Raw genomic sequence first — 22,901 nt, forward strand, 5'->3', positions numbered from 1 at the left:
TCGGGGTATACCCGTTAATATTGGAATTGTAAAATAAATTAAGCTCTTGATTTGGCAAGCAAGTATAAAAAATAGGGTGCGCCGATTACAGCCACTACGACGCCTGCCGGCACTTCCGCCGGCTGCATGATCCAGCGGCCGATGGTATCGGCAGCCAGTAACAGGAGTCCGCCTGTAAGGGCAGCGGCCGGCAGCAGCACCTGATGCCGCGGTCCCACCAGCCTGCGGGCCAGTTGTGGTGCTATCAGACCTACGAAGCCGATACCACCGCTGACCGCCACACAGGAGCCTGCAAGGGCAACGGCGGCCGCGAGCAGCAGCAGGCGTTCACGCTCCACCGGAGCGCCAAGCCCGGTGGACATCTGGTCGCCCAGATTCAATACATTCAGCACCCGGGCTTTATAGAACGCGAACGGCAGAAGAACGACAATCCACGGCAGCAGCGCCAGTACAAAGCGCCAATCGCCACCCCAGATCTTTCCGGCCATCCAGGTGGCCACGAATTGATAATTCTTAGGATCAAGTCTCAGCGCCAACACAATCTGGTAGGCGTTGATGCCAGCGGCAACCGCGATCCCGATCAGCACAAGCCTTGCCTGGGACAGCCCTTCCCGGCGAAAAGCCAGGATATAGATTAGCGCGGCTGTAAGACCGGCGCCCAGCAAGGCTAGCAGTGGAAGCACGTAGATCGGCGCCGCCGTTGTAGCTGGAAAGAAAGAAATAAACAAGATGACCGCAAAACCAGCACCTGCGGTGATCCCTAAGGTAGAAGGTTCAGCTAATGCATTGCGCGACAAGCTTTGCAGTATACAGCCGGAGACTGCAAAGCCCGCCCCGACGAGCAGCGAAATCACGATACGAGGCAACCGGAAATCAAACAGGATTAGCTTCTGTTGATGATTTCCTTGTCCGCCGATCGTTTGCAGCACCTCCAGCGGTGAGAGGCGCATAAAGCCTGTATTCATGCTGATGACGAACACAGTGGCGATAAGAAAACCAAGCAATGACAGAACCGTGATGTTCCTTGTTCGTCTCTGCTTCTCATAAGAACTGAGGATGGGCTTGCTCATGACACTGCCCCCTTCCGTCTGCTCGCCAGGTAAATAAAGAACGGTACACCGAGCAGCGAGATTAGAGCGCCGATCGGCGTCTCATAAGGTGCATTCAGGAGTCTGGCTCCAATATCTGCAAAGATCAGCAGCAGACTGCCGAGTACAGCTGAACAAGGAATCACCCAGCGGTAATCAATGCCAACCAGGTAACGTGTAATATGAGGAATCAGCAGACCGACAAAAGCAATTGGGCCTACAGCCGAAACCGCCGTTCCGGCAAGCACCACAACTGTGAGCATGCCTCCGGCCTGCACCAGCCTTGTATTCTGTCCAAGTCCTGCTGCCACCTCGCTGCCGAGGCTGAGCAGTGTAATGGAACGAGACATCATCATTGCCACGATAAGAGCAACGAGGATTGGCGGTGCCATGATTTTAAGCTGACCCCAGGTCGTTCCGGCGACCCCGCCGGCCAGCCAGAACGTTAAATCCTGAGACAGGTGGAACAGGATCGCTACTCCCTGGCTGACAGCGAGCAGGAGCGCACTTACGGCAGCTCCAGCAAGTGTAAGCCGAATGGGTGTTAATCCATTGCGGGAGAGGGAGCCAATCCCGAATACTAGCAATGCTGCTAAAGCTGCACCAATAAAACAGAACAGCATAATCAAAGTGAAAGGCATCGAAGGTGTAAAAGCAAACGCGAAGGCCAGCGCAGCTGTCGCTCCGGCATTCAGACCAAGCAGGCCTGAATCCGCTAACGGGTTACGGGTCATCCCCTGCATCATAGCTCCAGCTACGGCAAAGCAGGCTCCAACCAGTGCCCCAGCGAGGGAACGCGGGATGCGCAGCTCCCATATCACCTGATGCTGCCTTATGTCAGGGTTAAAATGAAATACTGCTTCCCATACTGTCGATAGTTTAATATCCGCAGCGCCTACTGAGATCGAGAGCGCGAGTCCGAACAGAATACCTCCCAGCCCAATGATCAGAATGAGGATGGCCGCTGTCGGCCGCGATGTAATGGGAAGATCAGATGTCCTTAACTTGGTGCTATTTATCGAATCTGAATCCTGGGATGAAACCATTCAATAACTTGTCTCCTTAATGAGTAATAACAAGAATCATTCTCATTATCGCAAATATATGAAGTATGTACAATATCCCGATAAAGAGATCTACAAAAATTGCAGTAGATCATTGAAAAACTTATTGTTTAACGAGAAACTTCAATATATCGTCAATGGTTTTGGAATCTGCAGTAGCTCCACTATACAACCAGGTGCTGTTGGAACTCAGCTCATAGACATGTCCTGCTTTGACTGCAGGGATACTTTTCCAGGTCGCGCTATTCAAAATTTCTGAACTGTCCGATTTGTCACTGTTCACCAGGAAGATATGATCAGCTTTCAGTTCAGAGAGCTTCTCCAGAGAGATCGGATTCCACGTCGCCCTCTGATCTGCCGGAATTTCCGTCACCAGGTTTGGTGAAGCCAGTCCCAGATCCTTATACAACACTTCCCCACTGGCACGTGTCTCATCTACTAGGTAGAAATTCTTTTGCACCAGCCACAAAGCAGCAGCAGACTGTCCGCCGGCAACACTGGCAAGCTTCTCTTTAGCTTCTGCGGCTTTCTGATCATAATCTTTGATCGCTTGCGCGGCTTCTGCGCTCTTGCCGAGCAAATCACCAATAGTCGTCAAGGCTTTGCGCCAGTCTTTGTTCACGGCATCGCCAAGCACATACGTAGGTGCGATTTTGTTATATTGATCATATAGGCCGTTCTGAACGGCGGATTCTGAATCCACGATGATAAGATCCGGCGCAAAGCTCGTCACCGCTTCAAGCGGAAGATCATAGCTGATCGTCGGAACCTCTTTTAATTCTGGAGACAGATACTCCTGTATTCCGTTCGGAACCGACCACTGCGCTACAGGTTTAACCCCCAGTGTAACCAGGTGATCTTCAAGATAGGAAGCAAGCACACGCTGCGGGTTAACTGGAATGCTGACCTGATGACCCATAGCATCCGTTACGGTTTTCGCCTCCCCTTGACTCGGGGCTGCAGTAGCTTCAGCAGAAGGAGCTGTCGTTGATCCAGCAGTGCTATTAGCCGCGTTCCCGGCATTGTTATCGCCACAAGCAGACAAGATCACCATGAGAGCCGCTAAACCCGCCATCGCCAGCTTTGTACTGCCTGATTTATTTCTTTTTAATGCAAACATTCAAGATCCCCCTTGTATCTGCTTCCATTCCTATTCTATATAAGACGAACTTAAGATCCGAACGTAAGGCTCGGTCGTCACTACGGTGGAATGTTTGGACTTCCGGCCGCTGTTGTTTCCAGATTTCATCTAAATAACCGCTTCTAGCGGTTGAAATCCGGACATCAGCTTAAGCTTCCGATGCGAGCTTTCCTTCGGAGAGCTTTTAGGCGGTCGCTTTCGCTCCTACAGTTCCAAACTTCCCCCTTCGTTCCTTCGCGCTTTTGTTACTTTCTTTTGTTCGGCTTATAAAGAGTCATTACCTCTTATCTTAACTCTTTTAAATGATATTGATTCTCATTATCTATGTCAACATAAATATTGAAAATTATGCACGGTTCGTGTCTGTTTGACACAAACAAAACAAAACAAAATAAAAAAGAAGCCGCATCGCGACTTCTCTTCAATGTACAGCTACTCCCCAGTTACTTGTTCAAATGATAAGGCACTGTAGCAACCACGACATCCTTCTGGTTCATTAAATAGGAACGAATTAAAAAGCTGGTCTGGTTGTGCAATAGAGCCTGCCACCAATGTTTCGTTATAAATTGCGGAATCAGGATCGTAATGTGATCTGTCGAAGCGGTCTTCCACTCCACCGTATCGATGAACTTAAGCAGCGGGCGGATAATGCTGCGGTATCTGGAGCGCAGGACGATCAGCCGCACACCCGGATTCCATTCTTCCCACTTCTGCTCCATCCGGTGAATCTCCTCTTCATCAAAACCGACATACACTGCAACTACATTTTCCGTTAACGACTTGGCATAGCTAAGCGAATGCAGTACAGCACGAGTAACGCCAGCTACAGGCACAACTACGGTGCTACCTTTAATAACTGGTTTATCTTTGTCGAGAACGATACGAAGCTGATCCGCTGTATTCATGTAGTGACCATGTATGCGGTAGAACACGAACATTACGATTGGCAGGAAGATAAAGGCCATCCACACACTGGAGAATTTGGTGATGATAAAAATCAGCGTAATCGTTAATGTCGTCAGCATACCAATTGTATTGACAGCAAATTTACTTTTCCAGCCTGTCGGCTTCAATTTGTACCAGCGAACCATCATGCCGAGCTGCGACAATGTAAACGGAATGAACACACCGACAGCATACAGTGGAATCAGACCTTCTGTATTCCCGTGGAATGCGGCTACCAGTAGTGCAGACATCACACCGAGGAAAATGATCCCGTTCGAGAAGCCGAGCCGGTCTCCACGAACCATGAACGCATGCGGCATGTATTTGTCTTTGGCGAACATGCAGGCAAGCAGCGGGAACGCTGAGTAAGCCGTATTGGCTGCCAGGAACAGAATAACAGCAGTAACCCCTTGAATGAAGAAATACAGCACGCCACGGCCAAAAGTGGATTCCGTGATCTGGGATACAACGGTCGCTTTCTCGTCAGGCACAATGCCATACCAGTAAGCCAGGACGGTTATGCCTGTGAACATAATCCCCAGAATGAGGCCCATAGCCATCAGGGTTTTTGCCGCATTTTTCTCAGCAGGCGCTTTAAAATTCGGAATAGCATTGGATACTGCCTCGACCCCCGTCAAAGCAGAACAGCCGGAGCTAAAGGCCTTCAGGAGCAGGAACAAGCTGACATTGGATACCGCAGTCCCGATCTCGGGAACATGGGCATGCGCACCGCCCGTAGCATATTTTATGACCCCTGAAATAATTAAGACGAAAATAGAAATAACAAACAGATATACCGGAACAGCAATGAAGGATGCGGATTCTGTTACGCCGCGTAAATTAAGTATTGTTAGGATGATAATTACAGTAACTGCAATAAGAACGGTATGACCATGCAAGCTTGGAAAAGCCGATGTGATCGCATCTGTACCTGCCGACGCACTTACGGCAACCGTCAAAATGTAATCCACGAGCAAAGAGCCACCAGCCAAAAGCCCGGTTGGAACGCCTAGATTGTTCTTAGCTACGATATAAGCACCGCCGCCTTGTGGATAAGCAAAGATCGTCTGCCGGTATGATAAAATCAGAATCGCCAGCAGTCCCAATACGGCAAGTGCAATTGGCAGTGAGTACCAGATCGCAGTGAACCCCGCAGCGACCAGTACAATCAGGATTTGTTCCGTTCCGTAGGCCACAGACGAGAGCGCATCTGAAGACAGAACAGCCAGTGCTTTCACCTTGGATAACTTTTCATGATCGAGTTCGTTGGATTTCATCGGACGCCCGATCAAAAGTCGTTTTACTTTGCTTACCATTGTAGAAACAGTTCCTCTCTTTGTGAGTTGAATCGGTCATACCGCGCGCCGTTTTCACGGGTGGATTTCATAAATGCAGGCACAAAAACAAGCATACGGAAATGATCCGCATGCCTTTGGCATGGTCATTATCCCACCTTTGCTTACGAGGTTAGCTGGCGGATTCGGGCTGTGGTAGCCCTACGGTCCCGGCCGGATAAGCCGCTTCCGATTCACCCCTTTGGCATCGCTTTGCCAAGATTGGTTCCCCCGTTTTTCCTAGGAAAATTCAGCGCATATTCAACTTCTCACAAGGTCTAATATTAGTCTACAAAGTGCATCCAGTAAAGCGGTGAAAAAAATGAAAAAAGAATGAAAAAACATTCAAAACCCGCAAATTTTATATCGGGAACTGTCCGCTCTTTCATTCTCTTCTATTATCCCTTCGGCCCGTGTTTTTATAACATTTTGGACGTTATTTGTGACGAATCAGCAGGGAATATTTATTGGTTGTACTTGCTTATGCTTCTTCTGTTTCCTCATCCAGTGGCTTACGGCCGAACCAGAGCAAAACCGTGATCAAGGCAAAGGCGATTAGCGCCATAAACGGAATCGTGATAAAACCAAAATAATTCAAATAATCCTTGTTGCAAGGAACTCCCACCGTGCAGGGAATAATCTTGCTAAGCGCAGGAATTTTCTGTTCTGCGTAATGATACAGTGAAATGCTTCCCCCGATAATGCTCAGTGGCAGCACATAAGGAATAATACGCTTGTCTCCCCGGTACGTGGCAATGCCTAGCAGAAATAGCTGGGGATACATAAAGATGCGCTGGAACCAGCAGAGCTTACAGGGCTCATACTTTAGAACCTCACTTAGATAAAGGCTGCCTGCCACGGCCACTACTGACACAAACCAGGCCAGATAAAGAGCGTTGCGGCGGCAAAATAGGGAGAATTTACTCATTTCACTTGGCCTCCGCCGCTTTAGCTGCAGTATTCACTTCCGCCGAAATAGCATCAAAGTTAAACGGCTCTGCGGATTTCACACCATTAATGAAGATGGTTGGCGTATTGTTAACCCCTGCATCGGAAGCTGTCTTGATGTCACGCTGCAACTCGTCATAATACGTACGTTCCTTGATATCCTTGCGCAGCAGCTCCAGATCAATGTTCAGCTTTTCCTTCTCAGCTAAGCCAACCAGATAATCCTCAGTAGCCCACTTGTCATCTTCATTTCCTTGATTTGCATATACGGCATCAAAGAACTTCCAGAACTCATCAGCATTCTGATGATAAATGGACAAGGCAGCAAGTGAAGCTGTTTCGGAATCAGGACCGATAAAGGCCATATTTACAAAATAAAAAGAGGCTTTTCCTGAATCAACCAGCTCTTTCACGATTTGCGGTTTGATCAACCCCGTGAACTGGGCACAAGCGGGACATTTGAAGTCTCCAAATTCAACAATTTTGACCGGTGCATCCTCTTTACCCAGTCTTGGCAGTTCACTGTAATTGAAGCTCGTTGGCTCTGCCGCTGTGGTGGTGGAGGAAGTATCCTTCGCTGCCATCATAAATAGGGCTACAAAAATAATGACTACAAAGACAATCGTACCAATAATAAACATTGTGTTCGTCTGTTTCTGTTTATCTTGCTTGGTGCGGTATCTCTCCTGCTTGCTCAATTGAGACGCCGCTGGACTCTTCTTCTTAGGTTTGCTCAAGGATCGTTCCTTTCTGTCCGTTACGGACGGGCATAGTATAATATTTTAAAATTATATAATTAAAGAACTCACCTTGGCAATCAATACTATTGATTCGAAAGCATGTGCCATGGAAAAATAACGATCAAAAAAAGCATAGCGCCGCTAAACGACACCATGCCCTTGTGCTACTAATCTATTGAATGCCTAAGCCCCTGCTTCTTCGGCGAGAATCTCTACCTTAAGCAGTTTGATTCGGGAGATCCGCTTATGGTCCATTTCCTCAACACTAAACAAATGATTGTCAAATATAATGGACTGGCCCATCTGCGGCGGATTCACTTCCAGTTTGGAATAGAGCCACCCACCCAGGGTATCATAATCATCAGTCTCCATATGCAGGCCCAGAAGGTCGTTGATCTCCTCGATCAGCATTAAGCCATCAATGGAGTATTCATCCTCCCCCAGCTTCTCCACGCCAGGGCGCTCTTCATCAAATTCATCCTGAATTTCCCCTACGATCTCTTCCATGATATCTTCCAGAGTAACCATCCCCGAAGTTCCGCCGTATTCATCAATGAGGATCGCGATCTGAGTCTTAGCCCGCTGCATGACCTTGAGCAAAGCACTGATCTGGATTGATTCCGGTACGGTAAGGATCGGGCGGATCAATTCATGATACTGGGGAACACGTTCCCTGATCAAGTCCTTAATGTGAATGAAGCCAAGAATATGGTCCTTGTCGCCATCACAGACTGGATAACGAGTTCGCATGCCTTCAAAGGCAATATTAATGTTCTCTTCCACCGATAGATGGTTATTCAGACAAATCATTTCCGTACGCGGAATCATGATCTCTCTGGCCATCGTATCGGCAAATTCAAAGATATTATCGACCAGTGTCATTTCAGTGTTGTCGATCAGACCGCTTTTATTGCTCTCCTGCATCAGAATCCGAATCTCTTCTTCTGTATGAGCCGTTCCAAGCTCAGATGGAGGCGTCAGCCGGAAAAGTCGTAGCAAGCCACGCGCCAAATTGTTGACAACCCAGATGAATGGATACATCAGCTTGTAAAATACATTCATCGGTCCTGCAGTTAGCAGAAGTACAGCTTCAGCCTTGTTGACAGCAATCGTCTTCGGTGCAAGCTCGCCAAGCACAATATGCAGTACTGTAATTAGCATGAAGGCAATAATCAGAGAGATAACATAAACTGTCGTTGCGCCAAAGCCCAGACTAACCAGCAGCGGCCCAACCAGCGTCGCAATTGCCGGTTCACCCAGCCATCCCAGCGCCAATGATGCCAGGGTAATTCCAAGCTGACAGGCAGATAGATAAGCATCTAAGTTGTGAACAATAGGTTTTGCAGACAGCGCTCTTTTGCTGCCCTCCTCGATAAGCGAATCAATGCGCCCGCTGCGCACTTTCACCATCGCATACTCCACGGAAACAAAAAATCCGTTCAGCAGCACCAATAAAATCATTAAACCTACATTTAATATACCGGGTAAAGGGTCGCTCAAATTATGCTCCTATCCACCGTTCTCACACGGGGCGGATAGGCCCACCTCCTTCGTTTTTTCAAAATGACAGCATGTAAATCGTCAGTCTTCTGCATCAATTCCCCAATGCTTTCAGCTCCTGTCTATAGTCACGAATATAAATATATACATTATTATATATTTATAATCTACACAGTCAAACCGCAGCGTATGACGGCATAATGAGGTTTTACCACAATTCTTTGACTTTTACTGATGAATTTGAGCTCTCATGCGTGTTCAGGCCGTTTCCAGCCGTTTCAATAATAAAAGCCTCTCTCCGGCAGCGCGGAGAGAGGCTTAAAAATCCGTTTTAGCGATAGTAACGCGTACCGGGATTACCGATAACACCAGGATACTGATAAGTAAGAGGTTCGTCGAAAGTCGCATAATCGAAATTAATCATAAGTAACATGATGCGCTGTCCCGTTGTCGGGTCACTGATGATGATGTGGTCGCGTCCAGCTGCTTCCAATTTACCCTTAAAGATTTTGGCGTTCCAGTCCTTATTATTCTCATAGGTCATGTAGAATGTGCCAACCTTGCCCAAATTCAGCCGTAAAATGTTCTCGATGTAAGATTGTTCAAATACAGTTGCTGGAGCCGAAACTACTGTTCCTGAGGGAGTCATTGGACTTCCGCTCGATACTTGGGGAGGTACCGCTTGCATTGTGCCACCCATCGTACCCATTGTTCCCATTGGGGCCATGTTGTTTGACGTACCCATAGTGCCTGAAGATACACTTCCGATCGTGTAAGTAACAGGACGGTAAGGTTGTTGAACGATCATTGATAAATTACCTCCTAAAAATTAATCGGGAGCTTGCGCCCCCGGGCTTAATACACCGCTGGACAGTCTCCGCTGGTCGGAGAAAAGAAGCAATGGGCCTTAAAGCGGCCGGTGTTACTCTGGTTGTACCAGGTGTCAGGGCAATCGCCTGCCGGACGGAAGAACCAAAGAGCATTACTGGCAGGCCAGGTCCGTTCGCCCCCGATGGCTCTCTTCGCCAGACGGATATCGGCATCTCTCGCTCGCTGGTAGAAGTAGCTCTTAGTCGGCGCTTCAAAACCTCCCGGACTTTGATACACCATATCATCGATATTGCGGATGTTTTTGAAGTCGAGGCAATTGCCCAAAATGCGGTTGACGCCGACATTGCCTACCATCAGCATCCCAAGATCTCCATCCTCTTCGGCTTCCGCTCTCATTAGCCGCGCCAGTACTCTCACATCTGCCGAGTTCGCTTTAATGACGGCCACACGCGTCCCTCCTTGTAATGGCTACTTCGCAGAACAGCAATTTCGCTCTTTACTGCACGTTGTATTGTATGTGCATCCGCCCAAGAGGTGACAGTCCGTAGGTAATTTTAGCTTCCCAATAATAATTTTCAGGAGTTCATACTAAGGCTCGTAGATCATTTTGCGGGTCATCCCGCCATCAATCACAAGCTGGGCACCCGTCACGAAGTTATTGTCTTCTGCGCTAAGGTACAGACAAGCACGGGCAATATCCTGAGGAGTGCCGACCCGCCCCGATGGGTGCTGTTTATGGTCGATTTCACGCAGCTCGTTGTATTCCTCTGTTTCAATCCAGCCTGGACTAATACAATTTACTGTAATACCATCCGGGCCTAGTGAGATCGCCATGGCATGTGTAAGCGCGCTGATCGCGCCTTTGGAAGCTGCATACGCTTCTGTATGTGCTTCAGACATCAGAGAACGTGTGGAGGAGAGGTTGATTACGGCCCCTCCTTGCGGGTTCCCCTTCATGATTTTCGCGGCCTCACGGGTTGCCAGAAAACAGCTTCTGGCATTCGTATTCATCACCTTGTCCCAATCCTCAACTGACAGCTCGTACACAGAAGCTGTATGTGGATTGGCAATTCCGGCATTGTTGATCAAAATATTAATGGTACCAAAGGCTTCGACTGTACGACGCATTAGAGCGACAATATCGGCTTCACGGGACACATCGCATAAGACGAAGAGCGCCTTTCCCCCATGTCTAACAATTTCATTCACCGTCTGGCGTCCCTTCTCCTCTTCCAGCTCAGCAACGACCACGTTCGCGCCTGCACTGGCATAACTCATCGCTATGGCCCTGCCGATCCCACGTCCCGCCCCTGTTACAATAATAGTCTTGTCCTTGAAGCTCATCCCTGTCACGTTCCTTTCATCTATGTAAATTTGTCGACATTATAAATATCCCCCTGCTCCGTAAATCAGAAACAAGGGGATTGTACAGGAAGCGTAGGAGTATTGCAACGGCTACCTAGAGATCTTCAAGAATGCCCGGCAGATGTAAAAGAAGGTTGGCGCTGGAATCCGTGATACCTGGTGCCCTGATAGCTTAGCTGCCCCCGGTCTCCTTCCACACTCATTCCGTATTCGGTGCCGTTCACCTTGAACTCCATTCGTGTTCCATCCTCCAACTCGTAGGTCAAATAGTAGTACGTCGTACTGGTCCGGCTCGATCCGCCTTCGTCCTGAAGCTGCTGGTGTCTGATTTCACTTCGTTTGCTCACGATATGGGCAGAGGTGGTCAACATGGGCGAGCTATTGTTCCGGCTCCATTGCAGTAGCCCTCTGCCTGCAGATATAGCGACAATGCCAACCATCACCACGAGAAAGATCGGTATCACTGTTCCGGCAAAATCAAACATCCATGAAGGATCTGGGCCCATTCCCATGACATATTCCTCCTTATTCCCCGCGAGATTCCTCCGGCAGCCTACTCCGGGCGTTCCTGTACATGTATATGCCTGTTCCAGCTCATACAGCATCAAGAGTTGCTTCACGGCAGAAGAAATATGTGCCACATCTATAAAAACACAAAAAGACCACTTCCTCCTCTTATCCTACAAGAAATGAAGTGGTCTCCAGTTATTCGATTTTACTGCCATCTTAAGCATGTACTAAGTCTAAAAAGTGCTTGGTTTCATCTTCTTCGATTGGTAGCATTCCGTTCTCTGCCCAGCAGGCTCTACATTGTTCTTCGGTCTCACACAAGTGGGCGTCATCACAGTTGTAGCACAATTGCAGAAGGTTTCTAGTCATATAATCCGTTTCAAAAGTTGTCATGGTAATCGCTCCTATCGGATGGTTAGTTTGTGAAAAAAATAACTTTCTTTCTATGTGTTAAATATATCACAAGGTATCGTGTTTGTCATGTGATTTTTTTCACATTTATGAGGAAAATTTTAAATAAGTTTTTTAGAAAAAATAATACAAAACAGCAGGCTCGCTAGGAACCTGCTGTCTATCGCTTCTTATAATATTATAACACTCGCCAGCTTGCCCCGCCGTTCGTGGTCTGCAGAAGAATGGACCGCTTGTCCTCTTTCTTCTCGATCAAGAGCCAGCCAACCTCTGAAGAGAAGAATTGCAGCTTGACGATCTCCGGATACTCCTCCAGCTTGGACTCTAGTACACTGCTTGACTTGAGCGCAGTCCAGGTCGCTCCCTGATCCTGCGTCTGGTATAGTGTGCTTCCATCCAGAATCCAACCGGTCGATAGATTCAGGAAGGTAGGCGCGAGATGACGGTTCCCGCCCGTCCTGCTCTTAAAACCAAAAGCCCTGAACTTCCAGCTTTCCCCGCCGTTAGCAGTGAAGTAGCCGTCGTAAGTAATGCTGTTGTCCTTATCCTTCTGGCAACCAACAGACATCCAGCCTGTCGTTCTACCTCCACCGAAGAATTCCGGCCTGCCGGTAATCACCCGGTCACAGCCATCAAATCGCTCGTTGACCAGGAACGGTGCGCCTTGCTGCCAAGTCTTCCCACCATCCTTGGTTGTATAAATCTTAGGCAATGCTCCTGTCTGCAGGGTGACGAAGCCATGCATGCTATCTCTAAAAATCATCCCCGTTGTTACACCCGCCATAGGAATCGCCGGATTCGGCAGCTTAGGGTTGTATTGTTCATTCTGCATAACATTCTTCCAGGTCGCCCCGCCGTCTACCGTGGAATACAATGCTTTGCTTTCTTTGGTGGCCGTAGTGTCCCATGAGGTCAAAAGCCAGCCGTAGTTTGGAGAATAAAAGTACATCGACGAAATTGGATTCGCATCCGGTAACGAGGATACTTTCCAGGACTGTCCTCCATCCTTGGTCCGCAGCACGATCGTTTCCGTCATGCCGTACGCGCTCCTGATGATCCAGCCATTGCTTGGATCGGTAAAAAATATTTCTTTGCCATAGACTGGGTTAGAAGGAAACTGTACATTGGCGGAGGGCGAAATATTAGCCCAAGTCGTACCGTTATCCTTCGTTATATACATACGCAGCTCATTCTTGGTTACGCCCCAGGCCAGTCCCTCGGATTCGCTGAGTAGCTGAAAATCTGTCAGACGGGTCTGAATCTGATACTTAGGATTATTCTCCGCATCCATATTCCGCGCATCCGGTGTAATCAATGTAATCGTCTGCCCTTCTTCCGGGGGCTCCGTAGGCTGCGGTGTCTGAGCAGGCGCCGCCGTTTTCGACATACAGGCCGACAGGATCAGCATGGACAGCAGGAGTAGAAGCACAACACTCAGAACCTTAGAACCTTGAGTTTTGGACGGCAATGCGCTCTCTCCTCTCAGTTAATAGAACTACATGATCTTTCCGTACATTAGTTATCGTTCCTGGATTAGTCTCCGTTCAGCTTGCTGTTGCGATAGCCGTATAGTGCATAGATCAGCAGGCCGATGACCAACCAGATTAGAAATCCGATCCAGGTCGCGCTCCCGAGATTGTACATCAGATAGCCACAAGCCGCAGCACTGAGCAGCGGAAGGAAAGGTACCCAGGGTACCTTGAAACCCCGCTTCAAGGTGGGTTGACTATAACGTAAGGCAATGACGCCAATCGAAACAACTAAGAAAGCAAACAATGTTCCAATACTAGTCAGATTCGCCAGGCGGCTAAGCGGAACAAATCCGGTCAAGATAGCGCTGACTATCCCCATCATCCAGATACTGCGATTTGGTTGCTGTGTCGTCGAGTTGACCTTAGACAGGCTTTTCGGAAGCAAACCATCACGTGAAATTGCATAGAGCAGACGAGTCTGTCCATACATCATAACCAGCAGCACTGTAGTCATTCCTGTAATGGCTCCCAATGAGATCAATCCGGCAATCCAATTCTGGTCAACAAGCCGCAGTGCATAGGATACCGGGTCGCTTACATTCAGATCGTAATAAGGAACAATACCGGTTAGGACCAGGGACACGGATATGTACAACACCGTACAGATCACAACGGATGAGATGATCCCAATCGGTATATCTCGCTGCGGACTCTTGACCTCTTCAGCAGCATTGGAGATCGCATCGAAGCCGATATAGGCAAAGAACACGGTCGCTGCCCCATTCATGACCCCATGCATACCGAAGGGGAGGAAAGGCGACCAGTTCTCCGGTTTTATATAGAAAATTCCCGTGAAAATGAACAATAAAACTACAGCCAGCTTTATTACGACCATAATCGCATTAAAACGAGCCGTTTCTTTCGCACCACGGGTCAGCAGCAAGGAGATCAGTAGAATAATGACGACTGCAGGCAGATCGATAAAAGTACCTTTGTCCGCATTATACGCCCCGGAGAGCAATGTAGGCAAATGCAAGCCGAAGCCTTCCAGCAGCCCCTGAATATACCCGGACCAGCCACTACCCACTGCAGCAACTGCTACTCCATACTCGAGCACCAAATCCCAACCAAGAATCCAGGCAAGCAGCTCGCCAAAAGCAACATAACTGTATGCGTAAGCACTCCCGGACACGGGTAATGCGGAAGCCAGCTCGGAATAACATAAGGCGGAGAGCACGCAAGCAATGCCTGCCAGGATAAAGGACAGAATAATTCCCGGTCCAGCGTGCTCGGCTGCTGCAACTCCGGTTACGACGAAAATTCCTGTTCCGATAACTGCCCCTACACCAAGCGCCGTCAAATCAAAGGCGCCCAATGTTTTGTTCAATTTGTTAGTGTCGCCGCCCAGAACTGCGGTCAGCGATTTTTTTCGAAATAAATCCATTCTTACTACTCTCCTGTCAAGTAAATAAATTATACAACAAAGCGCCAGGAGAAGCTGTCCGCAGCCTATCACCCAGACCTACAAAGATCATGCCACATGTAACAGCCCCTCTTGCACTAGCGGTTTCTCCAAAAGCTTTACCACTGAATACGCCGGCGAAATAAGCCATAGCGCCATTAATCAAGAGGTTACCCGCTTCTAGGGTCTCGGTATCAGTATAAACAGCACAGCAGCTCCCATAAACAACATTGTTGTGGAAAAAGTAAACATGTCCATTCTCTTTTATCCTTAAATTGTACGTTGACAAATCCGCTTTCGGATGTTGGATTAACAGCAATCCTCTTGAAAACACTACCTGTAACGATTATGATGGATAAGATTGGACACAAAAAATTCGCAATTCGGAGGAGATGGAACAATGGCCCCCCCAAAGCCCAACCGCGTAGTCGTAATCGGTACAGGCGCCGTCGGAACGACAACCGCCTATACTTTGTTGTTGCGCAGACGGATGCAAGAACTGGTATTGATCGACGTTAATCATCAGAAAGCGCTCGGTGAAGCGCTTGATATGAATCACGGCATGCCCTTTGTCGGCGGCGTGAAACTATGGGCAGGTACTTATGAAGATTGCCGTGATGCGGATATCATTATTGTGACCGCCGGCGCCTCCCAAAAACCGGGTGAGACTCGGATTGACCTGCTAAGAAAGAACATTTCAATTTTCAAAGACATCATTCAGAAAATAACCAAATACAATCAACATGCCATTTTGCTGATTGCTACGAACCCGGTTGATATTTTGTCCTATGCGACATTGAAAATAAGCGGTTTTGACCGTAGACGCGTTATCGGCTCCGGTACCGTTCTTGATAGCGCAAGATTCCGTTATCTGATCGGACGCCACAAGGAGATTGATCCGCGCAGCATCCACGGCCAGATCATTGGAGAGCATGGCGACTCCGAGCTTCCAGTATGGAGTCTGGCGAATGTGGCCGGGATCGAGCTTGGCTTTGACGAAGAAGAACGCAAGGAAATTTTTGAGGATACCAAGAACGCAGCCTATGAAATCATCGACGCCAAAGGGTCCACATCCTATGCGATTGCCCTGGCACTCGACCGGATTGTCGTTTCGATCCTTCATAATGAAGGTGCGGTCCTGAACGTCTCGACACTGCTCAATAATTACAATGGGGTCTCGGATGTATTCCTTGGTGCTCCTTGTATTGTTGACCGTTCCGGCGTGCGCGAGGTTCTTGATCTTCCACTGAACGAAGAAGAACAAGCCCTCTTCCAAAAATCCGCTGAGAAGCTCAAGTCCGAAATCGCGAAGCTTGAATTATAAGCTTTTGTACAAGCTGCTGCCAGTCTTTTGACTGGCGGCTTTTTGTTACTCCTCTATTCTTCCCAGGTGCCGTCGTCATCCCCCGACCATTTTTATCCACCAAGCGCTTGGTCTCCACATAGTTCAGAACATATTTGGAGAAAGCTTCAAAGTATCGTACTTGGAAGGACTGATGAATCTACCATTCCTCTTTCAATCCTCTTTCACTACTCACCCATGCCCTCTTCAAGCCTATAGGGATAATCGATCGATCTCATATTTCAAGCGCTTGTTGCCAAGTAACGGACACCAGAGACCTTATTGCCTATTGATTCAAGCAATTAGGAAGCTAACGGACTCCAGTGCCCTTATGAGCAGAAATGCTGTTCAAAATCCACTGTTCGGGAGGAAATAGCGTCTCCTGTGTCCACTACATGTTCTAGGAGTGCCTTCAGCTGCAAATAACGACGATACGGTCCGTTAGCGCCCATGCGTGAGCTTCAATCTCTGTAGATTCTAGAATGAGTCTAATTCCAAGGCATCCCCAAAATGAGTTTCTATAGCCTGATTGAAAAGTATCCCCGTTCAATCATAAGGTTAACATAATAATTATTATGTAATTATGTCAACAGCAAACAGCAAACGACTACCGCTGCGGTAGCGAGATTTGCAGTTTTGCCATGGCTTCTTCCTTCTCCCGGCTCGTAATATGCGTATACACCGTTGTCGTCTGGATCGACGAATGGCCCAGCAGCTCCTGAAGCGTCCGCAAGTCTGCCCCTTTACGAAGTAACATAGTTGCGAAGGAGTGACGCAGCTTGTGACTGGAATACGGTCGCCGCTGGGATGCCGGAATCTCATCCTGAAAACGGTCGAATGTGTCAGTAGCGATCTGCTGAATAGCCCGGATAGAAAGCCGCCGTCCTTTTTGCGAGATGAACATGGCCTCCTCTTTGTTGCGCCAAGGCGCAAGCCGCTCGGTCAAAGCCTGATCCAGAAAAGGCGCAATGTCTTCCGGAACCGGAATATTCCGCCACTTCCGCCCTTTTCCGAACACTCTAAGCGAACGTCTTTCTACATTATAGTCTCCCATATTCAGCGTATGGACTTCCCCTACCCGCAGACCCATATACGACATCAGCAAAAAAATGGCCAGGTTGCGATGTCTGTACTTGCCTTCTATGGCAGACATAAAGCGCTGCAGATCGCCTTCATCAAGGTAAACGGGCTCCCGGTTTTTTTCTGTTTTGGATTTCTTGATGCCTGCTGCGGGATTGTCTCTATGCAGCTCCAGTTCGATCAGCGCCTTGAAAAAGCAATTCACCGAAGCATGCTTACGGTTACGGGTGGCATCACTGACCCCGCGTTCGCGGACCGAGGTCAGGAAGGAGACGACATGCAGCTTCTTGACCATATCTAGTCTTTTGCCGTTCAGACTACCCAGAAACTCCCTCACATCTGCAAGATAGGATTTCTGCGTATATGGGGTGTATCCGGCATCCTTCATCCAGATGAGGAAGGCATGCAATTCTTCTTCGTATTCTTCATTCAAGTCGTCCACGCCTATGGAGCCCCTCTCTGTGATTTCGACAATCTATTGTACCATAGATTTCCCCGCGCGAAAGTAGCCTTTCTTCCTAGAGAATGTGTCCTGCACGTCTGCTATCGCTGTATTCCACTCTATCCCGTGCTTCTGAACCGTCAATAGAAATTCAGCCAACGCTGGTGATTTCCACTTTTTATGATGATAAGCAATTTGGGTAGCTACACGCTGAGATTCATCATTCCAATTTAATTTGGCCATCTTGCCTTCAGCAAGCTCGCTTCGCACGGTCACCAGCGGTACAAATGATAAACCCAGTCCAGCCATTACACACTGCTTAATCGCCTCGATGCTCCAGAACTCCAGATTGGGATCAGGAAAAACGCCATGGCTGTTCAAATAATGTTCGAACAAAGTCCGGTAGGTACACCCCGTCTCCGTATGAAGAATAGTTTCATCTTTCAAGTGGAGTGGCTCTACTTCTTCAAGGAACACCAGCGGGTGATCCAGCGGAGCAATAAGCGCCATCTCTTCATGGATCAAAGTTTCAACATACAGATCTTTATACTCAGTCTCAGGCTGCAGTAGAAAGGCTATATCCAACTCTCCAGAACGCAAGAAGTCGGTCAGTTCCCAGCAAGCTCCCGGCTTGAGAATAATCTGGACCTGCGGATAGCGGCCACGGAATTCCCGGATAATCCCCGGTAGTCGAAAAGCCGCCAGCGATTCGGGCGCACCGATCCGCAAGGTGCCTGTGATCTCACTGCCAGCGCGTAGCGCATCCTGAGCCATGGCATGCATTTTGGAGATTTCCTGGGCATACGGTAGCAGACGGCGTCCTGCATCGGTCAGGATGATTTTTTTGCTGATTCGGTCAAATAAGGGCTGACCCAGTTCCCCCTCCAGCGCCTGAATCTGTGCGGTAATACTAGATTGTGCGTAATCCAGCTTCTGCGCCGCACGGGTGAAACTACCGGTCTCCACCACAACCAAAAAGGTAAATAAATGACGCGATTCCATGTGGCCTCCTGTCTATGAATTCAACCATCGGTTTTTCAGATGGATAAGATTCGATAATTCTGTTTTTCCAATGGGTTTATTATCTGATACTCTATAACAAAACACAAGGAAAGCAGGATCAATATTAATGAAGCAAACGTTACAACGTCATATTGGCATGCCACAAGCAATCGCACTATATATAGGAGCCGTACTTGGTTCTGGTGTCCTAATTGTCCCCGGACTAGCTGCGGAGATGGCGGGTCCCGCCTCCCTGCTGGCCTGGGGATTCATGACACTCCTGATCCTACCAATGGCACTATCCATGGGGCTACTCTCCGCCAAGTTCCCCAATGCCGGGGGTGTATCCCACTTTGTCACCTTGGCCTTCGGACCAAAGGCAGGCGCTCTGGTGGGCTGGTTCTTCCTTATGTCCGTCCCGATTGGCGGCCCTGTCGCGTCCTTGACCGGAGCGGGTTATATGACTGCCGCCATGGGCTGGGACAACAATGTTAGAATCGCTCTGGCCGCTGGCATGTTAGCCATTGGACTAATCACCAACTGGATCGGCATGCAGTTAGCCGGTAAAATTCAGGTGGCCGTCGTCATCGCCATCGTGACCGTGCTTGTATTCTCTTTCGCCGCGGCGCTGCCCCGAATGGAGAGTGTTCATTTTACACCTTTCGTGCCACATGGCTGGATGAGTGTCGGGCAGGCCGCAGCCATCTTATTCTGGTGCTTTATTGGCTGGGAGGCGGTCTCCCATCTCTCCGAGGAATTCAAGGACCCGCAGCGTGCCGCTGTAAAAGGGGTCACGATTGCTGCGATTATCGTCGGCATTCTGTATTTCCTTTCGGCATTAGCGACCGTGGGCACCCAAAGCTACCTTCAAGGCGGCTCTGACGCATCGCTCGTCTGGATCATCAGCCAGCCGCTCGGCCGCTGGGGCGGATTCATTGCCGGACTTACCGGCATGTTCATCTGCACGGCGACTATTATCGCTTATTCCGGCGCAGCCTCCCGGGTTGCTTTCGCCTTAGCACGACAAGGTTATGCGCCCAAGTGGATGGGAACGCTGTCGACACGGTATAACACACCCACTGGAGCTATCGGCTTTCTGTTGGGATGTTTTGTGATTGTCTTCGTACTGTATGGAAGCGGCTTGCTGTCCATTACGACGCTAATCCAATTTCCGAACGCAACGTTTATCCTGACCTATATTGGCGGCTGTGCAGCCGGAATTCGTCTTTTGCGCGGCAATCGGTTAGGCGTAACAATCAGTTGGATTTCTTTAGTGGCGACACTCGCTGTCTTCCCGTTTACGGGTTGGGCGATCGGTTACCCCTTGATCATTTCACTATTATTTGTCTGGGTGGTTTACCGTAAGAAAAGTAGTGATGAGCTCAATAATTCAGCAAATATTAATTAGATCAAAAAGCTCCCCATACAGTACCAGGCTTTTGTCCTTCGCCTGACCACCGTATGGGGAGCTTATTAATTTTACAAATATTTTTTCCGGATTAGTCCAATGTTTTTTTAAATCTCATACAAGCAATCGATAACATTGCCAAAGTAAAAATACATAAGACCGTTACCTGCGTAATTAAAAACTCAATACCCACACCCTTTACCATTATCCCTCGGGTTATTTCAATAAAATATGTTAGAGGAATTAAATAGCTTAGTGTATCAATAACTACAGGCATTGCTTCCCTCGGAAAAATAAAACCAGACAGTAAAACGCTAGGCAACAATATTAATGAGGTGTAATTCATGGCTTGCACTTGAGTTTTAGCGATTGTTGAAATAAGAATGCCTATAGATAATGTGCATAGCACAAAAAGAAAACACAACCCTAGAAATAGCGGAAAACTACCGGAAATGTGTACTCCAAACAGCAAGATACAGATAATTAGCGAAAATAAAAAACCAATATAACCAATTACAATGTAAGGTATTAGTTTGCCAAAAATCAGCTCACTTGCTTTTACAGGAGTCACCATTAATTGTTCGATGGTACCTTTCTCCCGCTCTCGGACTAGCGTGAACGCAGACAACATAATGGTGATGTTTTGTACAATCAAAGCAATTAATCCTGGAATACTGAATACGGAGTTTTCCATCGTAGGATTATATTTAATATCAGTAGCCAATACCAACGAATTAAATCCAGAGCTCTCTCCAATTCCAAGAAGATTCATACGTTGCCCGGTTATATCTGCAATGTAATCTTTCCAGACTAGAGATGCACTATTAAGAGCCGTACCCGCGATGGTTGGATCTGTTCCATCAACCAGGAATTTCACCTTGGCAGCCTCTCCTGACTGTAACGCCTTCTGAAAATTAGGAGGAATCACTATTCCAGACCGTACTTTACCAGCATCAAGTAAATCAGACAGCTCAGATATTGAAGCCACATCTTTAGCGACAGTGAATGATCCTGAATTAGAGAAGAGACTAACCAACTCACGACTCTCCTGTGTTTTACTCTGATCAAAAACAGCTAGGGCAATATGATCGACATTGTTTTGTACAGAGTACCCGAATAAAACAATCCAAACAATGGGGATTACAATAGGGACCTTTATACTGACCGGATCTCTTATAATCTGAAAAAACTCTTTTTTCACAATAGACCAAAATCTCTGGAAGCTGAAGCGATTACGCATTATAGCCTCCTATCCCCGGAGAACTTTCCTCCTTGTTCATTCTGTCAACATAGCGAACAAATACATCCTCTATTCCCTTAGCACGTTCTTGTTCTAAAAGATGGATGGGAGAGACTACGTCACCTATAATTTTCCCGTTATAGATGAATCCTATTAAATCACAGCGTTCTGCTTCATCCATATAATGAGTAGTAATCAAAAATGAAGTCCCTTGATCTGCAAGTTCTCGAATGATCCCCCAGAACTCTCTGCGAGAAATAGGGTCAACACCTGCAGTTGGTTCATCAAGTATCATTAGCTGTGGTCGATGAATCATTGCACACCCCAGTGCCAGCCGCTGCTTCCATCCCCCTGAAAGGTGCCCTGCAATCTGTTTCTCTCTTCCTTCAAGTTTGGCCATGCTTAGCAGTTCCCTTTTCCTCACTTCACGGGCAGACTTATTCAATCCATAGATCCCGGCATAAAAATCCAGATTCTTCTCCACACTCAAATCTTCGTACAAACTAAACTTCTGTGACATATACCCTAAATTCTGACGAACAAAATCAGTATTTGTTTTTACATCTTTTCCGAGAACCCGCAAGTTTCCAGCCGTAGGGAGCAGAACACCACACAACATACGAATTGTAGTCGACTTCCCAGACCCATTGGGGCCCAGAAAACCAAAGATTTTGTTCTTTGGAACTGAAAAGCTAATGTTATCCACCGCAGCATAACTTCCGAAATGTTTGCTTAAACCTTCCACTTCAATAGCATATTCCATAACTTCCCCCTATTCCAAAGGAATAATTGCATCAGCAGTCATTCCGGGTTTTAAATTTTGTCCCTTATCGACCTGAACTATAAATTTAAATGATGAATAATCGTTGTTATTTGAATTTTTAATGTTCTCAGATGAAAAATCAGCTTCTTCCGCTATGAATGTGATAGTCCCTTGTAGTTTATCATCATTTCGTCCCTTAATTTCCAAATCTACTTTTTGATTCAATTGAATGCGATCTAGATATGCTTGTGGGATATAGAAGCTTACTTTTCTTTCTTCGGGACCTGCTAAGATAGCAACTGCTGTTCCAACACTGATTATATCTCCGATTTGAACGAATCTATTTGTATACACGCCTGTTACGGTTGCAATAATCCTATGTTTCTGAAGCAGAAGATTTGCTTGATCCAATTGAGCGGTTGCAGCATCGACGTCTGCAGTTAGTTGGGCGATTTCACTTGCGGACCCGTCATTATCATTTTGGGCCTCTTTCAATTTCTCTTTTTTACCACGAACAATCGCTTCCTGTTGGTTTACTATTAACTGCTGCATGGAAGAATCGAGTACGAATAGCGATTCTCCCTTTTGAATCGAGTCACCTTCTTTTTTTAACACCTCGGTAAGCGTTCCACTCACTTCACTTCTGACCGTATAATTATCACCCTCCACATTACCACTTAATCTAAGTTTAGACTCAGTAGAACAGCCAGATACTAGCAATGCATAGAAAATGAAGGTTGCTGTAATAAAAATTTTCGCTAACCGAGCATTCAGTATAGAAGTAATCATCATCTTCCTGCCTCTCTTGATCAT

20 protein-coding genes and 1 riboswitch are annotated in these 22,901 nt (G+C 47.6%); of the genes, 2 read left to right on the forward strand and 18 right to left on the reverse strand.

Going from position 1 to position 22,901, the window contains the following annotated elements; genetic code table 11:
- Window positions 1-38: 38 nt before the first annotated feature.
- From HPT30_RS03790 to bcaP, 13 genes are all read right to left on the reverse strand, one after another.
- Window positions 39-1,070 carry a FecCD family ABC transporter permease gene (locus tag HPT30_RS03790; protein WP_175370164.1) on the reverse strand — a complete coding sequence of 344 codons (1,032 nt, stop codon included), beginning with the start codon at window positions 1,068-1,070 and terminating at the stop codon, window positions 39-41.
- Window positions 1,067-2,134 (reverse strand): FecCD family ABC transporter permease, encoded by a 1,068-nt coding sequence (locus tag HPT30_RS03795; RefSeq protein WP_175370165.1) that lies wholly within the window; start codon window positions 2,132-2,134, stop codon window positions 1,067-1,069. Before HPT30_RS03795 ends, HPT30_RS03790 begins: the two co-directional genes overlap by 4 nt.
- Before the next feature lie 121 nt (window positions 2,135-2,255).
- A complete protein-coding gene (locus HPT30_RS03800) occupies window positions 2,256-3,272 on the reverse strand; it encodes an iron-hydroxamate ABC transporter substrate-binding protein (RefSeq protein ID WP_175370166.1) in 1,017 nt (338 codons plus the stop codon).
- 464 nt (window positions 3,273-3,736) lie between these two features.
- A complete protein-coding gene (gene kimA / locus HPT30_RS03805; RefSeq protein WP_175370167.1) occupies window positions 3,737-5,554 on the reverse strand; it encodes a potassium transporter KimA in 1,818 nt (605 codons plus the stop codon).
- Window positions 5,555-5,679: 125 nt separating this feature from the next.
- A riboswitch (cyclic di-AMP (ydaO/yuaA leader) is annotated at window positions 5,680-5,838 on the reverse strand.
- A gap of 215 nt (window positions 5,839-6,053) precedes the next feature.
- Window positions 6,054-6,500, reverse strand: a complete 447-nt coding sequence (locus HPT30_RS03810) for a disulfide oxidoreductase (protein WP_175370168.1) — start codon at window positions 6,498-6,500, stop codon at window positions 6,054-6,056.
- A 1-nt stretch (window position 6,501) separates the two neighbouring features.
- Window positions 6,502-7,257, reverse strand: a complete 756-nt coding sequence (locus HPT30_RS03815; RefSeq protein WP_246316917.1) for a DsbA family protein — start codon at window positions 7,255-7,257, stop codon at window positions 6,502-6,504.
- 186 nt (window positions 7,258-7,443) lie between these two features.
- Window positions 7,444-8,760, reverse strand: a complete 1,317-nt coding sequence (locus HPT30_RS03820; protein WP_175370169.1) for a hemolysin family protein — start codon at window positions 8,758-8,760, stop codon at window positions 7,444-7,446.
- Window positions 8,761-9,091: 331 nt separating this feature from the next.
- Window positions 9,092-9,568, reverse strand: a complete 477-nt coding sequence (gerQ, locus tag HPT30_RS03825; RefSeq protein WP_175370170.1) for a spore coat protein GerQ — start codon at window positions 9,566-9,568, stop codon at window positions 9,092-9,094.
- A 47-nt stretch (window positions 9,569-9,615) separates the two neighbouring features.
- A complete protein-coding gene (locus HPT30_RS03830) occupies window positions 9,616-10,038 on the reverse strand; it encodes a cell wall hydrolase (RefSeq protein WP_066361399.1) in 423 nt (140 codons plus the stop codon).
- Window positions 10,039-10,179: 141 nt separating this feature from the next.
- The gene (locus tag HPT30_RS03835; protein WP_175370171.1) at window positions 10,180-10,935 is read right to left on the reverse strand and encodes an SDR family NAD(P)-dependent oxidoreductase; all 756 of its coding nucleotides are present in this window, start codon (window positions 10,933-10,935) and stop codon (window positions 10,180-10,182) included.
- Between the two features lie 125 nt (window positions 10,936-11,060).
- Window positions 11,061-11,462 (reverse strand): DUF2500 domain-containing protein, encoded by a 402-nt coding sequence (locus HPT30_RS03840; RefSeq protein ID WP_175370187.1) that lies wholly within the window; start codon window positions 11,460-11,462, stop codon window positions 11,061-11,063.
- 593 nt (window positions 11,463-12,055) lie between these two features.
- The gene (locus HPT30_RS03845) at window positions 12,056-13,345 is read right to left on the reverse strand and encodes a VPS10 domain-containing protein (RefSeq protein WP_175370172.1); all 1,290 of its coding nucleotides are present in this window, start codon (window positions 13,343-13,345) and stop codon (window positions 12,056-12,058) included.
- Window positions 13,346-13,410: 65 nt separating this feature from the next.
- Window positions 13,411-14,793, reverse strand: a complete 1,383-nt coding sequence (bcaP, locus tag HPT30_RS03850) for a branched-chain amino acid transporter BcaP (protein WP_175370173.1) — start codon at window positions 14,791-14,793, stop codon at window positions 13,411-13,413.
- Between the two features lie 418 nt (window positions 14,794-15,211).
- On the opposite strand from bcaP, the gene HPT30_RS03855 reads away from it, so the two are divergent.
- A complete protein-coding gene (locus HPT30_RS03855; RefSeq protein ID WP_066361404.1) occupies window positions 15,212-16,135 on the forward strand; it encodes an L-lactate dehydrogenase in 924 nt (307 codons plus the stop codon).
- 625 nt (window positions 16,136-16,760) lie between these two features.
- Here HPT30_RS03855 and HPT30_RS03860 read toward each other — a convergent pair.
- The gene (locus tag HPT30_RS03860; protein WP_246316920.1) at window positions 16,761-17,621 is read right to left on the reverse strand and encodes a tyrosine-type recombinase/integrase; all 861 of its coding nucleotides are present in this window, start codon (window positions 17,619-17,621) and stop codon (window positions 16,761-16,763) included.
- Window positions 17,622-17,708: 87 nt separating this feature from the next.
- Window positions 17,709-18,677 (reverse strand): LysR family transcriptional regulator, encoded by a 969-nt coding sequence (locus HPT30_RS03865; RefSeq protein WP_175370175.1) that lies wholly within the window; start codon window positions 18,675-18,677, stop codon window positions 17,709-17,711.
- A gap of 127 nt (window positions 18,678-18,804) precedes the next feature.
- Between HPT30_RS03865 and HPT30_RS03870 the strand changes: the two genes are divergently transcribed.
- Window positions 18,805-20,085, forward strand: a complete 1,281-nt coding sequence (locus HPT30_RS03870) for an APC family permease (protein ID WP_175370176.1) — start codon at window positions 18,805-18,807, stop codon at window positions 20,083-20,085.
- 91 nt (window positions 20,086-20,176) lie between these two features.
- On the opposite strand, the gene HPT30_RS03875 is transcribed toward HPT30_RS03870, so the two are convergent.
- The 3 genes from HPT30_RS03875 to HPT30_RS03885 are packed head-to-tail and all read right to left on the reverse strand — an operon-like array spanning window position 20,177 to window position 22,901.
- Window positions 20,177-21,325, reverse strand: coding sequence for an ABC transporter permease (locus HPT30_RS03875; protein WP_175370177.1), 1,149 nt, complete (start codon window positions 21,323-21,325; stop codon window positions 20,177-20,179).
- Complete coding sequence (locus HPT30_RS03880; protein ID WP_175370178.1) at window positions 21,318-22,088, reverse strand: ABC transporter ATP-binding protein; 771 nt, start codon at window positions 22,086-22,088, stop codon at window positions 21,318-21,320. Before HPT30_RS03880 ends, HPT30_RS03875 begins: the two co-directional genes overlap by 8 nt.
- Window positions 22,089-22,097: 9 nt before the next feature.
- Window positions 22,098-22,901, reverse strand: a complete 804-nt coding sequence (locus tag HPT30_RS03885; RefSeq protein WP_175370179.1) for an efflux RND transporter periplasmic adaptor subunit — start codon at window positions 22,899-22,901, stop codon at window positions 22,098-22,100.

This window comes from Paenibacillus agri (assembly GCF_013359945.1).
Classification (GTDB): Bacteria; Bacillota; Bacilli; order Paenibacillales; family Paenibacillaceae; genus Paenibacillus_AQ; species Paenibacillus_AQ agri.

What these genes read in the sequence shown, in the direction of transcription:
- HPT30_RS03790 (WP_175370164.1), bottom strand. Translation starts at nt 1,070, where the DNA reads ATGAGCAAGCCCATCCTCAGTTCTTATGAGAAGCAGAGACGAACAAGG.
- HPT30_RS03795 (WP_175370165.1), bottom strand. Translation starts at nt 2,134, where the DNA reads ATGGTTTCATCCCAGGATTCAGATTCGATAAATAGCACCAAGTTAAGG.
- HPT30_RS03800 (WP_175370166.1), bottom strand. Translation starts at nt 3,272, where the DNA reads ATGTTTGCATTAAAAAGAAATAAATCAGGCAGTACAAAGCTGGCGATG.
- kimA (WP_175370167.1), bottom strand. Translation starts at nt 5,554, where the DNA reads ATGGTAAGCAAAGTAAAACGACTTTTGATCGGGCGTCCGATGAAATCC.
- HPT30_RS03810 (WP_175370168.1), bottom strand. Translation starts at nt 6,500, where the DNA reads ATGAGTAAATTCTCCCTATTTTGCCGCCGCAACGCTCTTTATCTGGCC.
- gerQ (WP_175370170.1), bottom strand. Translation starts at nt 9,568, where the DNA reads ATGATCGTTCAACAACCTTACCGTCCTGTTACTTACACGATCGGAAGT.
- HPT30_RS03835 (WP_175370171.1), bottom strand. Translation starts at nt 10,935, where the DNA reads ATGAGCTTCAAGGACAAGACTATTATTGTAACAGGGGCGGGACGTGGG.
- HPT30_RS03840 (WP_175370187.1), bottom strand. Translation starts at nt 11,462, where the DNA reads ATGGGCCCAGATCCTTCATGGATGTTTGATTTTGCCGGAACAGTGATA.
- bcaP (WP_175370173.1), bottom strand. Translation starts at nt 14,793, where the DNA reads ATGGATTTATTTCGAAAAAAATCGCTGACCGCAGTTCTGGGCGGCGAC.
- HPT30_RS03855 (WP_066361404.1), top strand. Translation starts at nt 15,212, where the DNA reads ATGGCCCCCCCAAAGCCCAACCGCGTAGTCGTAATCGGTACAGGCGCC.
- HPT30_RS03860 (WP_246316920.1), bottom strand. Translation starts at nt 17,621, where the DNA reads ATGAAGGATGCCGGATACACCCCATATACGCAGAAATCCTATCTTGCA.
- HPT30_RS03865 (WP_175370175.1), bottom strand. Translation starts at nt 18,677, where the DNA reads ATGGAATCGCGTCATTTATTTACCTTTTTGGTTGTGGTGGAGACCGGT.
- HPT30_RS03870 (WP_175370176.1), top strand. Translation starts at nt 18,805, where the DNA reads ATGAAGCAAACGTTACAACGTCATATTGGCATGCCACAAGCAATCGCA.
- HPT30_RS03875 (WP_175370177.1), bottom strand. Translation starts at nt 21,325, where the DNA reads ATGCGTAATCGCTTCAGCTTCCAGAGATTTTGGTCTATTGTGAAAAAA.
- HPT30_RS03880 (WP_175370178.1), bottom strand. Translation starts at nt 22,088, where the DNA reads ATGGAATATGCTATTGAAGTGGAAGGTTTAAGCAAACATTTCGGAAGT.
- HPT30_RS03885 (WP_175370179.1), bottom strand. Translation starts at nt 22,901, where the DNA reads ATGATCAAGAGAGGCAGGAAGATGATGATTACTTCTATACTGAATGCT.